At 60.5% G+C, this 15,466-nt stretch carries 11 protein-coding genes and 2 tRNA genes; 2 read left to right on the top strand and 11 right to left on the bottom strand.

What is annotated here, in order from left to right:
- Nucleotides 1-108: 108 nt before the first annotated feature.
- The 11 genes from HX869_RS03140 to rnr form a co-directional block, all read right to left on the bottom strand.
- Complete coding sequence (locus HX869_RS03140; RefSeq protein WP_178902722.1) at nt 109-3,399, bottom strand: transglutaminase family protein; 3,291 nt, start codon at nt 3,397-3,399, stop codon at nt 109-111.
- Between the two features lie 187 nt (nt 3,400-3,586).
- Nucleotides 3,587-4,036, bottom strand: a complete 450-nt coding sequence (locus HX869_RS03135; RefSeq protein WP_134325642.1) for a hypothetical protein — start codon at nt 4,034-4,036, stop codon at nt 3,587-3,589.
- Nucleotides 4,033-4,953: an NAD synthetase gene (locus HX869_RS03130; RefSeq protein WP_102604267.1), complete on the bottom strand. Its 921-nt coding sequence runs from the start codon at nt 4,951-4,953 to the stop codon at nt 4,033-4,035. The genes HX869_RS03135 and HX869_RS03130 overlap by 4 nt, the downstream gene beginning before the upstream one ends.
- 221 nt (nt 4,954-5,174) lie before the next feature.
- Nucleotides 5,175-7,478, bottom strand: a complete 2,304-nt coding sequence (locus HX869_RS03125; protein WP_008439091.1) for a YgiQ family radical SAM protein — start codon at nt 7,476-7,478, stop codon at nt 5,175-5,177.
- A 99-nt stretch (nt 7,479-7,577) separates the two neighbouring features.
- Entirely contained in the window at nt 7,578-8,972 is a 1,395-nt protein-coding gene (dnaB, locus tag HX869_RS03120) for a replicative DNA helicase (RefSeq protein ID WP_003217484.1), read from the bottom strand.
- A gap of 120 nt (nt 8,973-9,092) precedes the next feature.
- Entirely contained in the window at nt 9,093-9,539 is a 447-nt protein-coding gene (gene rplI / locus HX869_RS03115; protein WP_003171376.1) for a 50S ribosomal protein L9, read from the bottom strand.
- An 18-nt stretch (nt 9,540-9,557) separates the two neighbouring features.
- Nucleotides 9,558-10,445, bottom strand: coding sequence for a hypothetical protein (locus tag HX869_RS03110; RefSeq protein WP_003217488.1), 888 nt, complete (start codon nt 10,443-10,445; stop codon nt 9,558-9,560).
- A 36-nt stretch (nt 10,446-10,481) separates the two neighbouring features.
- Nucleotides 10,482-10,712 (bottom strand): 30S ribosomal protein S18, encoded by a 231-nt coding sequence (gene rpsR, locus HX869_RS03105; RefSeq protein WP_002551829.1) that lies wholly within the window; start codon nt 10,710-10,712, stop codon nt 10,482-10,484.
- Nucleotides 10,713-10,740: 28 nt separating this feature from the next.
- Nucleotides 10,741-11,163: a 30S ribosomal protein S6 gene (gene rpsF, locus HX869_RS03100; protein ID WP_003217491.1), complete on the bottom strand. Its 423-nt coding sequence runs from the start codon at nt 11,161-11,163 to the stop codon at nt 10,741-10,743.
- A gap of 313 nt (nt 11,164-11,476) precedes the next feature.
- Nucleotides 11,477-12,232: a 23S rRNA (guanosine(2251)-2'-O)-methyltransferase RlmB gene (gene rlmB, locus HX869_RS03095; RefSeq protein ID WP_003217493.1), complete on the bottom strand. Its 756-nt coding sequence runs from the start codon at nt 12,230-12,232 to the stop codon at nt 11,477-11,479.
- Nucleotides 12,229-14,862, bottom strand: coding sequence for a ribonuclease R (rnr, locus tag HX869_RS03090; RefSeq protein WP_003217496.1), 2,634 nt, complete (start codon nt 14,860-14,862; stop codon nt 12,229-12,231). The genes rlmB and rnr overlap by 4 nt, the downstream gene beginning before the upstream one ends.
- Before the next feature lie 224 nt (nt 14,863-15,086).
- Between rnr and HX869_RS03085 the strand changes: the two genes are divergently transcribed.
- Together HX869_RS03085 and HX869_RS03080 are read left to right on the top strand one after the other, a co-directional pair.
- Nucleotides 15,087-15,173: transfer RNA gene (locus HX869_RS03085), tRNA-Leu, on the top strand.
- Between the two features lie 173 nt (nt 15,174-15,346).
- Nucleotides 15,347-15,433, top strand: a tRNA-Leu gene (locus HX869_RS03080).
- The last annotated feature ends 33 nt before the right edge of the window (nt 15,434-15,466 follow it).

The following is a 15,466-nucleotide window of genomic DNA, read 5'->3' as shown; positions in this document are numbered from 1 at the left end:
TGGCTTGCCTGCGATGCAAGCACCTCGGAGTCTCTGTTAAACCGAGGTGATGCTATCGCAGGCAAGCCAGCTCCCACACAAACCCTGCTCCCACATTTTGAATCGCATTTAGTCATTCTTATTGGGGAAGCGCCGCAAATCCAGGGTCATCGGCAATTCATCATTGATCACCACACTCGGCACCGGCAATTTCCCGGGGCTGTGTCCCAAGCGGAAAAACCGCGCCATCCGCCGGCTTTCAGCTTCATTGGCATTCACCGGCAGGCTGTCGTAATTGCGCCCGCCCGGGTGGGCGACATGGTACTGGCAACCGCCCAGCGAGCGCTGCATCCACGTATCCAAAAGATCGAACACCAGTGGCGCATGCACCGGGATCGTTGGCTGCAGGCAGTTGGCCGGTTGCCAGGCGCGATAACGCACGCCAGCCACAAACTCGCCGACGCGCCCGGTGGGTTGCAGCGGCACCGGGATGCCATTGCAGGTCAGCAGGTAACGCTGGGGCGGCAGGCCACTCAACTTGACCTGCAGGCGCTCCAGGGACGAATCCACGTAACGCACCGTACCGCCCACCGCGCCCTCTTCGCCCAGCACATGCCAGGGCTCAAGGGCCTGGCGCAATTCCAGTTCGATGCCGCTGACGGCGTAGTCACCGACCTTGGGAAAACGGAACTCCAGGTGCGCGGCAAACCATTCGGCCCGCAGCGGATAACCGGCAGCGTTCAGCTCGACGATCACGTCGGCAAAATCCTGCTCGATAAAGTGCGGCAGCAGGAAGCGGTCATGCAGCTCTGTGCCCCAGCGCGCCAGCTTCGGCGGCGCATAGGGTTCACGCCAGAACCGCGCGACCAGTGCCCGCAGCAGCAATTGTTGGGTCAGGCTCATGCGGGCGTGGGGCGGCATTTCAAAGGCACGCAATTCCAGCAGGCCCAGGCGGCCGGTGGCACCGTCCGGCGAGTAGAGCTTGTCGATGCAGAACTCGGCGCGGTGGGTATTGCCAGTGACGTCGATCAGCAGGTTGCGCAGCAGGCGGTCCACCAACCATGGCGGGCATTCTTCGCCCGCTTCGGGCATCTGCGCGAAGGCGATTTCCAGCTCATACAGCGCATCGTTGCGCGCTTCGTCGACCCGTGGTGCCTGGGAAGTCGGGCCGATGAACAGGCCGGAAAACAGGTAGGACAATGACGGATGGTTATGCCAATAGCTGATCAGGCTGCGCAGCAGATCGGGACGCCGCAGGAACGGCGAATCCTTGGGCGTAGCGCCACCGAGCACAAAGTGGTTACCGCCGCCGGTGCCGGTGTGGCGCCCGTCGATCATGAATTTTTCTGTGGTGAGGCGGGTTTGCCGGGCTTCTTCGTAGAGAAACTCGGTGCGTTCCACCAACTCGTCCCAGGTGGCGGACGGCTGCACGTTGACCTCGATCACACCCGGATCCGGCGTCACCCGGAAGTTGCTCAGGCGTGGGTCGCTCGGCGGCTCATAACCCTCCAGCAACACCGGGCAATGCAGTTCTTCGGCGGTGGCTTCGATGGCGGCCACCAGTTCCAGGTAATCCTCGACCCGTTCCAGCGGCGGCATGAACAGGTACAAGCGGCCGTCCCGTGCCTCGGCGCACAGGGCGGTGCGGGTCAGCCAGTCGGCAGACTCGTCGATCTTCGGGATACGGTCTTGGCTGGCAGCTGCCTCGCCATAGCTTTGCAGTTGCGAGGTGGTCGGCAGGTCTGCCAGGTCCTGATTGGGATCGGTGGGGTGCACGAACGGATAGTCCGCCGCCGTTACCCACGGTTGCGAGGCCAGTGGCAGGCGATAACCCAACGGTGAATCGCCCGGCACCAGGCGGCAATGGTTGTCCCGCAGGTACCAGCGCCCGCTCTGCCAGCGGTCATTGGCCGCCGTGCGTGCCAGCGGCAGCACCTGGCCGATGACTTTATCCAGGCCCTGGCTGAAGACCTTGCGCAGGCGCTCGCGCTCAAGCTTGTCCTCAAGGCGCGGATCTTCGGCGCTGACGTTTTGCGGCAAGGCGCCTTCGCGCCACAGGTAATAGAAATTGTCTTCGTAGGCCGGGAATACAAACTGCGCGGGCAGTTTCAGGCGCTCGGCAACGCTGGCCAGAAAACGCCCGGCCATCACGCCGTCGGCGCCATAGCTTTCCTGCTCATCGGCGATCAGCGCGCTGTTGTGCCAGATCGGCACGCCGTCGCGGCGCCAGTAGCAGTTGAGGGACCAGCGCGGCAGTTGCTCGCCGGGGTACCACTTGCCCTGGCCGAAATGCACCAGGCCCTTGGGTGCGTAGTGCTTGCGCATGCGCTGGAACAGCTCGGCGGACAGCCGGCGTTTGTCCGGGCCCAGGGCGGCGGTGTTCCATTCGGCGCCGTCGGGGTCGTCGATGGAAACGAAGGTGGGTTCGCCGCCCATGGTAAGGCGTACGTCGTCCTTGTGCAGGTCACCGTCGATCTGCCGGCCCAGGGCCTGGATCGCCAGCCACTGCTCTTCGGTGTAGGGCTTGGTAACCCTGGGGGCTTCCCAAATCCGTTCCACGGACATCTCGTGGGTAAATTCGCACTCGCAGGGTTCCACCAGGCCGCTGATGGGCGCCGCGGAAGAAGGATCAGGACTACAGGCCAACGGGATATGACCTTCACCGGCGAACAAACCGGAGGTGGCATCGAGGCCGATCCAGCCGGCGCCGGGCAAATACACTTCGCACCAGGCGTGCAGGTCGGTGAAATCCACCTCGGTGCCGGATGGGCCGTCGAGGGCTTTGACGTCGGCGGTCAGCTGGATCAGATAGCCCGACACAAACCGTGCCGCCAACCCAAGGTTGCGCAGCAGTTGCACCAGCAACCACGCCGAATCCCGGCAGGAACCGGAGGCGTTTTCCAGGGTGAATTCCGGTGTTTGTACCCCCGGCTCCATGCGGATCAGGTAGCCGATATCGGCGGCCAGGCGCTGATTCAGACCCACCAGGAAATCCACTGCCGGCAACGGCGTGCGGTCGATACCCGCCAGATACGCGGCGAATCTCGGGGTCAGCGGCAATGTTTCGAGGTACGGCGCCAGCTCGCGCTGCTCATCGGCGGCGTAGCTGAAAGGGATTTTTTCGGCGTAGGGTTCCAGGAAGAAATCGAACGGATTGAATACCGCCATCTCCGCGACCAAGTCGACTTCGATGCGCAGCTCGTCAGTTTTTTCCGGGAACACCAGACGCGCCAGGTAATTGCCCTGGGGATCTTGCTGCCAATTGATGAAGTGCTGTTCCGGCAGCACCTTCAGCGCGTAGGAAAGAATCCGCGTGCGGCTATGGGCCGCCGGACGCAGACGAACAATCTGTGGGCCGAGTTCGACCGCGCGGTCGTAGCGGTAATGCGTAACGTGGTGCAACGCGACATGAATCGACACGGCGGCCTCCTGCGAGCCAGGGCATGGAAACAAAGCGCGCAAGACTTATGCCAGAGCAGTGGTCATTGCGCTTTATCGTGGGACCCGGTGCAGTACAGCACCAAAACGGCGCGATGGCTGCCGTCGTGGTGCGAGGGTTGCACATATTTGTGGCGGGAGTGTGAGGGTGGGTGGTGAATCTACCCAGTCAACGGGCTTTGTGCCTGGCGATCACGGCTTCACGCAGGTGGCGAACTTCGACCAGTTTCTGGCGCATTTCGCGGTGGCGCTTGCTGTTAAGCACCAGCAGCGCCAGCAACGGCAACAGCACGCTCATGCCATAAATAAATGGATGCGGTCGGTACTCGATCGTGGGCAGCACACACACAAGACAAAGCCCCAGCAACACCACCAGCGGCCACACCCATTGCGGGCGTCCGCGGGCGATCATGAAGTTGCAGTGCACGATGACCAACGTCAGAGCGATTCCGCCGAGAAAGGAGTACTTGGCGTTATCCGCCAGGGGAAGGTCCCGGAAATAGCTGTCAAAAAACAAAGGCACCGCGAAGACCAGGGAAAATACCGCTGCAAATATCGCCCCCATGAAAACCGGAAAGTACCGGGATAGAAAGGCACGAATGCTCGGTGCTTGGTTCATTGCTCAATCTCCTCGTATAGACCTACGGCAATGGTTCGGACATTCCCGGAAAGCGCACTGCCCGTGAAGCCAATCGAGGCGCCCAACGCATCCTGTATTTGCGTGACCGTTGCGTGCTTGACCTGTGTGGGCGTGAAGCGCTTGGGCAGCTCACCTGACAACTGTCGCAACTTGAGCATCTTCGAGCTCAAGCGAGGGTCGTTAATGCTCAGCAACTCCTTGGTCAGTTTGGCGCGCTCTTGTCGATTCAAGCCTTTCAGTACCTCCCGAACACTTTTGCCGGTGGTCGCCCTATTCAGCCGGACCAGCTTGAGGGTGGTGAGTGACGATGCACCGACTCCGACCAACGATGCGGCGTCCAACGCGATCATCGTGTATTGATACCATTCCTCGCCGTCGAGCTCGTCGTTGCGCGACGGATTTCTTATTTCGTTGACGGTCCGGTAGCCACCGGCAAAACACTGAACGGTACTGGCTGCCGCAGCGGTGTAGCCGAGGGCTGCGACCACCGTACTGGCACCCGCCGAAAACGGTATCGCGACAGAGCCGCTGAGTACCACTACCCAGCCGATGACTGCACCGGCACACGACAGCGTGGTGTTGATCGCTTCACCCACCAGCCGCGATTCACGGGGATTGTCTTGCACCTGCTGGGCGAACTGCGCCGGCGCTATGTACCGCTGCGCTTCCCGCAGGATCACGCGTTTGGGCGCAATGCTGCAGATGGGTTGGAATTCGCGCAGGGTGACGACGTTGAAGTCGGCATCGATATACACCACACCCGCCCCCACGATGCCTGGGTCGGCGTCGATGGCAGCAAACAGGCGTGGCAGGTTGATCTGGCTTTCGATGCGCTGGCGGGCCATGAACTGGGAGCGGTTGGAGTCCATGCCGATGCCAAGCAGGGGGCTGCTCATGGGGGTGTTCTTCCTTGAAATGGGTGGTGTCTGAACTGGCGCTTTCGCGAGCAAGCCCGCTCCCACATTCGACCGCATTCTCATGCTGAAACCCGGTCACATGTGGGAGCTGGCTTGCCTGCGATGGCGCTCGAATGGGCGCCACCTTAACAAACAGGCTACCCACCCGCTAGAAAGCAAAACGCCAGCACGAGGCTGGCGTTTTGCGTTTCAGGCGACGATCAACGCGGCACCACCGGCTTGCGGGCTGGCTTCTTGCCTTTGCCCTTGGCGGCGTCGGTGCGCTCCTTGGCGGCCTGCTTGTTGCGCGCCATGGCCGCGGCCTTGGCTTGCTCGCGCTTGTCCCACGGGTTGCTGCCGTCACTGCCACGGGGCGGCAAGCCGGTATGCTGGGTGAGGATCCTGGTGGTGGTTTCCTTCGCAACCTTGTGGCTGCCAGCCGGCGTCGAGTTTTTGCGACGGGCGCTCTGGTAGCTGTCGGTGGACGGTTGGTGCAACGGGATCAGTTGCTCCTTGCCCGGCCCGATCAGGTCTGCACGGCCCATGCGAGTCAATGCTTCACGCAGCATCGGCCAGCCCTTCGGGTCGTGGTAGCGCAGGAAGGCCTTGTGCAGGCGGCGCTGTTCTTCGCTCTTGACGATGGTCACCGCGTCGCTCTTGTAGGTGACCTTGCGCAGCGGGTTCTTGCCCGAGTGGTACATCGCCGTGGCGGTGGCCATTGGCGACGGGTAGAACGCCTGCACCTGGTCGGCGCGGAAGCCGTTGCCCTTGAGCCACAGGGCCAGGTTCATCATGTCTTCATCGGTGGTGCCCGGGTGGGCGGCGATGAAGTAAGGAATCAGGTACTGCTCCTTGCCCGCTTCCTTGGTGTACTTCTCGAACATGCGCTTGAACTTGTCATAGCTGCCGATGCCCGGTTTCATCATCTGGTTGAGCGGACCTTCCTCGGTGTGTTCCGGGGCGATCTTCAGGTAACCACCGACGTGGTGGGTCACCAGCTCCTTCACGTACTCCGGCGACTCGACCGCGAGGTCGTAGCGCAGGCCGGAAGCGATCAGGATCTTCTTCACACCCGGCAACGCACGGGCGCTGCGGTACAGCTGGATCAACGACGAGTGGTCGGTGTTCAGGTTCGGGCAGATGCCCGGGAACACGCAGGATGGCTTGCGGCACGCGGATTCGATTTCCGGGCTCTTGCAGGCAATGCGGTACATGTTCGCGGTCGGGCCGCCGAGGTCGGAAATGACGCCGGTGAAGCCTGGCACCTTGTCGCGGATCTCTTCGATTTCGCGAATGATCGACTCTTCGGAACGGTTCTGGATGATCCGGCCTTCGTGCTCGGTGATCGAGCAGAAGGTGCAGCCGCCGAAGCAGCCACGCATGATGTTCACCGAGAAGCGGATCATGTCGTAGGCCGGGATCTTTTCCTTGCCGTACGCCGGGTGTGGAACACGGGCGTAAGGCATGCCGAACACGTAGTCCATTTCTTCGGTAGTCATGGGAATGGGCGGCGGGTTGAACCACACATCCACTTCGCCGTGCTTCTGTACCAGCGCGCGGGCGTTGCCCGGGTTGGTTTCCAGGTGGAGCACGCGGTTGGCGTGGGCATACAGCACCGAGTCGCCACGGACTTTTTCCACGGACGGCAGACGGATCACGGTCTTGTCACGGGTCATGCGCGGGCTTGCCAGGATCTGTACCACCTTGGCCTCTTCCGGATCTTCCACCGGGCCCTTTTCCTGCTCGATGGCGCAGGCCTGGGTGTCCTGGGTGTTCACGTACGGGTTGATGATCTTGTCGATCTTGCCCGGACGGTCGATACGGGTGGAGTCCACCTCGTACCAGCCTTCAGGCGTGTCACGGCGAATGAACGCGGTGCCGCGCACGTCGGTGATGTCTTCGATCTTGTGGCCCCACGACAGGCGCTGGGCGACTTCGACGATGGCCCGCTCGGCATTGCCGTACAGCAGGATATCGGCGCAGGCGTCGATCAGGATCGAGTTGCGTACACGGTCCTGCCAGTAGTCGTAGTGGGCGATGCGGCGCAGGGAGGCTTCGATGCCGCCGAGCACGATCGGCACGTGCTTGTAGGCTTCCTTGCAGCGCTGGCTGTAGACCAGGCTCGCGCGGTCCGGACGTTTGCCGGCCATGCCGCCTGGGGTGTAGGCGTCATCGGAGCGGATTTTCTTGTCGGCGGTGTAGCGGTTGATCATCGAGTCCATGTTGCCGGCCGCGACGCCGAAGAACAGGTTCGGCTCGCCGAGCTTCATGAAGTCGTCTTTGGACTGCCAGTTGGGCTGGGCAATGATCCCGACGCGAAAGCCCTGGGACTCCAGCAGCCGGCCGATGATTGCCATGCCGAACGACGGATGGTCCACGTACGCGTCACCGGTGACGATGATGATGTCGCATGAATCCCAGCCAAGCTGATCCATCTCCTCCCTGCTCATCGGCAGGAATGGCGCAGGACCGAAACATTCGGCCCAGTACTTGGGATAGTCAAATAACGGCTTGGCTGTTTGCATGACGGTGACCGGTGTTGAGATGAAAAATCGCGGGCGCGGAATATAGCACAAAATTTGACCAATTCCGACCTTTGCAGTCGGAATTGGCGGGCAGCGCTTTTACTCGTCTTCGAAGTTATAGCTGCCCGGCGCCAGGTTCTCGAAGCGGGTGTATTTACCGATGAAGGCCAGGCGCGTGGTGCCGATTGGCCCGTTACGCTGTTTACCGATAATGATTTCAGCGATGCCTTTATGCTCGGTTTCCGGGTGATACACCTCGTCCCGGTATACGAACATGATCACGTCAGCATCCTGCTCGATCGCTCCGGATTCCCGCAAGTCGGAGTTGATCGGGCGTTTGTTCGGACGCTGCTCAAGAGATCGGTTGAGCTGCGACAGGGCAACCACCGGGCAGTTGAATTCCTTGGCCAGGGCTTTCAACGAGCGGGAAATCTCGGAAATCTCGTTGGTCCGGCTGTCACCGCTGGAACCCGGGATCTGCATCAACTGCAGGTAGTCGATCATGATCAGGGCAATATCGCCGTGCTCACGCACCAGGCGTCGGGTACGCGCGCGCATTTCCGACGGACTGATGCCCGCGGTGTCATCGATAAACAGCTTGCGATCGTTGAGCAGGTTGACCGCCGAGGTCAGCCGCGGCCAGTCGTCGTCTTCCAGGCGGCCGGCACGCACCTTGGTCTGGTCGATGCGGCCCAGGGACGACAACATACGCATGATCAGCGATTCGCCTGGCATCTCCAGGGAATAAACCAGTACGGCCTTGTCGCTGCGCAACACGGCGTTTTCCACCAGGTTCATGGCGAAGGTGGTTTTACCCATGGACGGACGGCCGGCGACGATGATCAAGTCGGCTGGCTGCAGGCCGCTGGTCATGCCGTCGAGGTCGGTGTAGCCGGTGGACAGGCCGGTGATGGCGTTGTCGGTGTTGAACAAGGTGTCGATACGGTCGATGGCCTTGGTCAGCAAGTCGTTGACGCTGACCGGGCCGCCGGTTTTAGGCCGGGCCTCGGCGATCTGGAAGATCTGCCGTTCGGCTTCGTCGAGAATCTCTTCGGCAGTGCGGCCTTCCGGGTTGAATGCACTGTCGGCGATCTCGGTGGCGATGCCGATCAACTGGCGCAACGTGGCCCGCGCACGGACGATCTGCGCATACGCCTTGATGTTGGCGACCGATGGCGTGTTTTTCGCCAGCTCGCCCAGGTAACCCAGGCCGCCCACTTGGGACGTCTGGCCTTCCTTGTCCAACTGCTCGGCCAGGGTCACCACGTCGATCGGTGAGTTCTGGTCGGCCAGCTTGGCAATGGCACGGAAGATCAGGCGGTGGTCATGACGGTAGAAATCGCCGTCCGAGACTTGATCCAGCACGCGTTCCCAGGCGTTGTTGTCCAGCATCAAGCCACCGAGCACGGCCTGTTCGGCCTCGATGGAATGCGGCGGCACCTTCAGGGCAGCGGTTTGCAGGTCATATTGCTCAGGAGCGGAGATATCGTTCATGGCCACTTGGAATAGTTGGAGAATCTGGGGCTACAGAAAAACAAAAGGCACGACCTGTGAACAGGATCGTGCCCGATGTTAACTGCCTGGCACGCGAGGTGCCAGTCAGTTAGGTGTTGCTTAAGCTGCTACCACAACAACGCGTACGGTTGCTTCGACTTCAGCGTGCAGGTGCACGGCTACATCGAATTCGCCAACGTTGCGGATGGTGCCGTTCGGCAGACGAACTTCGCTCTTCTGCACTTCAACGCCGGAGGCGGTCAGTGCATCAGCGATGTCGTGGGTGCCGATCGAACCGAACAGCTTGCCTTCGTCACCGGCGGTGGCAGTGATAGTCACTTCCAGCTCAGCCAGTTGGGCAGCGCGAGTTTCGGCCGAAGCTTTTTTGTCTGCTGCTGCTTTTTCCAGCTCAGCACGACGCTCTTCAAACGCAGCCAGGTTGGCAGCGGTTGCAGCGGTGGCTTTGCCGTATGGCAGCAGGTAGTTACGACCGTAGCCGGCCTTAACGTTCACTTTGTCGCCCAGGTTGCCCAGGTTGGCGACTTTTTCCAGAAGGATCAGTTGCATGTGAAAATCCTCTAACTTTTAACCTTCACCGTTCGCGTTATCGGCGTCTTTCGGCGCCAGACGACCGCGAAAATCAATCAGGCCGTCGACAATGGCCAAGACCACGAGTAACGGATAGATCAGCTGCATGAACAGCAACAGCGTCACGTACAACCCCACCAGCCAGAATCTGCCCAGTCGCTTTTGCGCCACCAGCCCATGAATCAGGGACAGGCCGGCGAATACCAGCGGTACGCTGCACAACGGCACCAACAGCGCCAGGCCAAAAGTCGGCCCGACCACCATGAACGCCAGCAGCAACATCGCCGGTCCAGCGGGGATTCTGATACTGCGAAACTCGCGACCAAAACCACCCGGGTTATACAACAACGCCTGCCAGTAACGCCCAAGAATCAGGCTCAGCAAGCTGACAATCTGCAACAGTGCCGCTATCAGGCCGGTAAGCATCGGTGCAACCACTGACGCAAAGCGCGCTCGCTCCTCTACCGATAACTGCTGGTAGAGATCCCCGAGGGCCAGCGGCAGGATCTTTATGATCTCCTGCGCCAGCGCCTCGATTTGCGGGCGGAAAGCCGCGCCAAGCGCCAGTGAATACACCAACCCCAATGCCACGCTGACCAGCAGCGTACGGACCCAGGACTCACTTGCGCGCAAAACCAACGCAAGGGTCGATGAACCGAGCAGTACCAGAAGTACCCGTGGATCATCGAATTTCAACCACCAGACCAAGGCCGGCAGTATTCCCAGGGCAAGAACGCCAAGGGCGTCCTTCAAACCGCGCCGCAGAAGCACAAGGCAACCCGCGGCAGCACCCAACCAATACAACAACGGCAATGCTGCACATCCAGCCACTACCAGAGTGGCCTGCACACGACCGCGCATGATGAACTCAGCTAAGGCGCGCATGCATTCAATCCCTTACTACTTGTCGACTGCCCGGTCTCAGCGGCCGTGGCTGTCGGTGTAGGCCAGCAGGGCCAGGAAGCGGGCGCGCTTGATAGCGGTGGCCAGCTGACGCTGATAACGAGCTTTGGTACCGGTGATGCGGCTTGGAACAATTTTGCCGGTCTCGGATACGTAGGCTTTCAGAGTGTTGAGATCTTTGTAATCGATCTCCTTCACGTCTTCAGCGGTGAAGCGGCAGAATTTACGACGACGGAAGAAACGTGCCATTTGATAGGCTCCTTAAAAGGTCCGTGGATTACTCGTCAGCGTTATCGCTGTTGTCGCTGTCATCACTATCAGCGCTTTCAGCGCCTTCGTGCTCAGGACGGTCGCGACGCTCACGGCGCTCACTGCGGTTTTCTTCAGCCTTGAGCATCTCGGATTGGCCGGTAACGGCTTCTTCGCGACGGATGACCAGGTTACGGATCACTGCATCGTTGTAGCGGAAGTTGTCTTCCAGCTCGGCCAGGGCCTTGCCAGTGCACTCAACGTTCAGCATCACGTAGTGAGCCTTGTGAACATTGTTGATTGCGTAGGCCAGTTGACGACGGCCCCAATCTTCCAGACGGTGGATTTTGCCGCCGTCTTCTTCGATCAGCTTGGTGTAACGCTCTACCATGCCGCCGACTTGCTCGCTTTGATCCGGGTGGACCAAAAAGATGATTTCGTAATGACGCATGAATGCTCCTTACGGGTTGTAGCCTGCCGCTCAAAAACGGTCAGACAAGGAGTGAATGACACTTATGGATCTTGCCGAAGGGAGGCACATGCGTGCCTGCCATGAAGGCAAGGGGCGCAATTGTAGAGAAGGGGGAGAAAGGGTGCAAGGTGATTGGTGATTATTTGAACAACGCAGAATCAAGACAAACACAAAACAATGTGGGAGCTGGCTTGCCTGCGATGACAATGGCACAGGCAACATCTCTGCTGACTGACACACCGCCATCGCGGGCAAGCCCGGCTCCCACAGGGTCTTGCGTAGCTCTTAAGCCTTATTTCTTGGCTTTGGCCTTGGCGCCACGCTGGCGCTGGGCTTCGAACAGGCAGACGCCCGTTGCGACTGAAACGTTGAGGCTGCTGACGCTACCGGCCATCGGCAGGTGCACCAGGTAATCGCAATGCTCACGGGTCAGGCGGCGCATGCCCTTGCCTTCGGCACCCATGATCAGGATGGTCGGGCCGGTGAGGTCCTGGTCATAAATGCTGACCTCGGCCTCCCCCGCCGTACCCACGACCCACAGGCCGCGCTGCTGGAGTTTCTCCAGGGTGCGCGCCAGGTTGGTCACGGCCACCAACGGAATCACTTCCGCCGCACCGCAGGCGACTTTACGCACGACAGGCGTTAAGGTTGCCGACTTGTCTTTAGGCACGATCACCGCCAACGCACCGGCAGCATCCGCCGAACGCAGGCAGGCGCCGAGGTTGTGCGGATCGGTCACGCCGTCGAGCACCAGCAACAGCGGTGCGCCTTCGGTGCGGTCGAGCAGCTCGTCGAGCATCGCTTCGCCCCAGACCTGGCTTGGACTGACGTCGGCTACCACGCCCTGGTGAACGCCTTCGACCCAGACGTCCATCTCGCGCCGCTCGGCCTGGCCGATGGCAACTTTGTTCTGATTGGCCAGTTCGACCAGCGCTTGAACACGCGGCTCACTGCGGCCTTCTGCCAACCACACCTGCTTGACGCGTTTCGGGTGGTGACGCAGCAATGCTTCTACGGCGTGTACGCCGTAGATTTTTTCCAGACTCATGACTTGGCCTTAGGTTTGCGCGACCCGCCGCTTTTCGCGGGGGCCGAACCCGCTTTTGGCGGGCCTTTACGGTGTTTACTCGGCTTGCTCGACGGCTTTTCCGCCTCGCGGGACTTTCCCCCAGACGCCGCTTTACCACCGCTTTTGGCTTCGTTGAGCAACTGCTGCTTCAACTCGCGGCTCTTGCGCAGCTCGGCGTTTTTCGCCGCGGCATCGCTAGGGCGGTAGGCTTCGGGGGCCTTGTCCTTGGCAGACGAACGACGCGCAGGCTTGGCTGGCGCAGGCTCGGCGACCGCTGCTTTCGCAGGAGCACCTTTGCCTTTGCTGGCCGGGGCTGCAGTTTCGCTGCCACGTTTTTTACGGCCAGTCGGTTCAGCCGGCTTGTCAGGCATACCGAAATCGATCTTGCGCTCGTCGAGGTCGACGCGCATGACCTGCACTTCAACGGTATCGCCCAGACGGAAGCTGCGACCGGTGCGCTCACCCGCCAGGCGGTGATGCACAGGGTCGAAGTGGTAGTAGTCACCCGGCAAGGCGGTGACGTGCACCAGGCCCTCGACGTAGATGTCGGTCAGCTCGACGAACAAACCAAAACCGGTCACGGCAGTGATCACACCCGGGAACGACTCGCCCACGCGGTCTTTCATGAACTCGCACTTGAGCCAGTTCACTACGTCGCGGGTGGCTTCGTCGGCACGGCGCTCGCTCATGGAGCACTGCTCGCCCAACTGTTCCAGGGCCGCTTCGTCGTACGGATAGATCCGTGCCTTCGGAATGGTCATGGCACCAGCACGCTTGACGTGCGGGGTGTTCTGCTTGGAATGGATCACGCTGCGGATCGCCCGGTGCGTGAGCAAGTCCGGGTAACGGCGAATCGGCGAGGTGAAGTGGGTGTACGCCTCGTAATTCAGGCCGAAGTGGCCCTGGTTATCAGCGCTGTACACCGCCTGGCTCAGGGAGCGCAGCATGACGGTCTGGATCACGTGGTAATCCGGACGGTCCTTGATGCTCGCGAGCAGAGCCTGGTAGTCCTTCGGCGTCGGGCCGTCCTTGCCTTTGTGCAGGGACAGGCCGAGCTCACCGAGGAACGCGCGCAGCTTCTCCAGACGCTCCGGCGGCGGGCCGTCGTGCACCCGGTACAACGCAGGAATCTCGTGCTTTTTGAGGAACTCTGCGGTGGCCACGTTGGCCGCCAGCATGCATTCCTCGATCAGCTTGTGAGCATCGTTGCGCGTGGTCGGGGTGATTGCGGCGATCTTGCGCTCGGAACCGAAGACAATCCGGGTTTCCTGAGTTTCAAAGTCGATCGCGCCACGCACGTGACGAGCGCCCAACAGCACCTTGTACAGCGCGTAGAGCTGCTTGAGGTGCGGCACGACATGCCCGTACTCACCGCGCAGGGCCTTGGCTTCGCTGGTTTTCGGCTGTTCCAGGATGGTGCTGACCTTGTTGTAGGTCAGGCGCGCCTGGGAGTGAATCACCGCTTCGTAGAACTGGTAGTCGGTCATTTCGCCGGTTTTCGAGATGGTCATCTCGCACACCATGGCCAAACGGTCGACTTTCGGGTTCAGGGAGCACAGGCCGTTGGACAGCTGCTCAGGCAGCATCGGGATGACGCGCTCGGGGAAGTACACCGAGTTGCCGCGCACCTGGGCTTCGTTGTCCAGGGCCGAACCGATCTTCACGTAGCTGGACACGTCGGCAATCGCGACGAACAACTTCCAGCCGCCGGAGAACAGGCGCAGTTTGCCAGGCTTGGCTTCGCAGTAGACCGCATCGTCGAAGTCGCGGGCATCTTCGCCGTCAATGGTGACGAACGGCAGATGACGCAGGTCGATGCGCTTCTCTTTGTCTTTTTCTTCGACTTCCGGCTTGAGCTTGGCGGCTTCTTTGAGCACAGCCTCAGGCCAGACGTGAGGGATATCGTAGGTGCGCAGCGCAACATCGATCTCCATGCCCGGCGCCATGTAGTTGCCGACCACTTCAACGATATCGCCCTGTGGCTGGAAGCGCGCAGTGGGCCAGTGGGTGATTTTCACCTCGACGAACTGGCCCACTTTCGCGGCGCCATTGCGCCCCGGAGTGATCAGCACTTCCTGCTGGACCTTGGGGTTATCCGGCACCACGAAGCCGATGCCGCCTTCTTCGAAGTAACGGCCGACGATGGACTCGTGGGCACGGGACACCACTTCGACGATCACGCCTTCACGGCGACCGCGACGGTCGAGGCCGGAAACGCGCGCCAGGGCACGGTCGCCATCGAACACCAGGCGCATTTGCGCAGGGCTCATGAACAGGTCGTCGCTGCCATCGTCCGGGATCAGGAAGCCGAAACCGTCACGGTGGCCGGCGATGCGGCCGAGGATCAGGTCGAGCTTGTCCACCGGCGCGTAGGTGCCGCGGCGGGTGTAGATCAACTGGGCATCGCGCTCCATGGCGCGCAGGCGGCGACGCAGGGCTTCGAGTTGGTCTTCGGTGGTCAGACCGAATTCTTCAACCAGCTGCTCGCGGCTAGCAGGCGAACCCCGATCGGCGAGGTGCGCCAGGATCAGTTCGCGGCTAGGAATAGGGTTTTCATATTTTTCCGCTTCACGAGCGGCCTCGGGATCGAGGGACTGCCAATCGGCCATTAGAGAGTTTTCACCTTGTCTATATGCGGGTTAGTTTGGCATACGCGTATTGAAACGGGAAATTTCAGGTGTCAACAAGCCCGTAAAAGCACTTTGTAGCCCTTGGAATGCACCTTGCGCGACCGTCGGCGAAATATTCCAGACTTTTTTCATGGCAGGGCTTTACAGCTCAAAATAGCCTCCGTATAGTGCGCGCCATCGACGACGGCAACGTTGTTGATGCTGCCCAGGTGGTGAAATTGGTAGACACGCCAGCTTCAGGTGCTGGTGATCGCAAGGTCGTGGAAGTTCGAGTCTTCTCCTGGGCACCAATTTCAAACTCAAGGTTATGCCTTGAGTCTCCAAAAACCCGCGAAAGCGGGTTTTTGCGTTTCAGGCCTTTGATTTTTAACAAGAATCTTGATTTATATTTTTGAATCAGGGGTTTACAGATCAAAAAGCCCTCCGTATAGTTCGCTCCATCAACAGCGCAAGCGTTGATAATGCCCAGGTGGTGAAATTGGTAGACACGCCAGCTTCAGGTGCTGGTGATCGCAAGGTCGTGGAAGTTCGAGTCTTCTCCTGGGCACCAAATTCAGATCAAACCCGCGAAAGCGGGTTTTTT

This window comes from Pseudomonas sp. P7779, from assembly GCF_013386315.1.
GTDB lineage: Bacteria > Pseudomonadota > Gammaproteobacteria > Pseudomonadales > Pseudomonadaceae > Aquipseudomonas.
Note: the sequence above shows the minus strand (reverse complement) of the source record. Positions and strands in the feature narration are given on the sequence as shown.

Bases quoted from the DNA above. Each gene is read 5' to 3' on its own strand.
- HX869_RS03125 (WP_008439091.1), bottom strand. From the start codon at position 7,478: ATGCAAACAGCCAAGCCGTTATTTGACTATCCCAAGTACTGGGCCGAA.
- rpsR (WP_002551829.1), bottom strand. From the start codon at position 10,712: ATGGCACGTTTCTTCCGTCGTCGTAAATTCTGCCGCTTCACCGCTGAA.
- rpsF (WP_003217491.1), bottom strand. From the start codon at position 11,163: ATGCGTCATTACGAAATCATCTTTTTGGTCCACCCGGATCAAAGCGAG.
- rlmB (WP_003217493.1), bottom strand. From the start codon at position 12,232: ATGAGTCTGGAAAAAATCTACGGCGTACACGCCGTAGAAGCATTGCTG.
- HX869_RS03135 (WP_134325642.1), bottom strand. From the start codon at position 4,036: ATGAACCAAGCACCGAGCATTCGTGCCTTTCTATCCCGGTACTTTCCG.
- rplI (WP_003171376.1), bottom strand. From the start codon at position 9,539: ATGCAACTGATCCTTCTGGAAAAAGTCGCCAACCTGGGCAACCTGGGC.
- HX869_RS03130 (WP_102604267.1), bottom strand. From the start codon at position 4,953: ATGAGCAGCCCCCTGCTTGGCATCGGCATGGACTCCAACCGCTCCCAG.
- HX869_RS03110 (WP_003217488.1), bottom strand. From the start codon at position 10,445: ATGCGCGCCTTAGCTGAGTTCATCATGCGCGGTCGTGTGCAGGCCACT.
- rnr (WP_003217496.1), bottom strand. From the start codon at position 14,862: ATGGCCGATTGGCAGTCCCTCGATCCCGAGGCCGCTCGTGAAGCGGAA.
- dnaB (WP_003217484.1), bottom strand. From the start codon at position 8,972: ATGAACGATATCTCCGCTCCTGAGCAATATGACCTGCAAACCGCTGCC.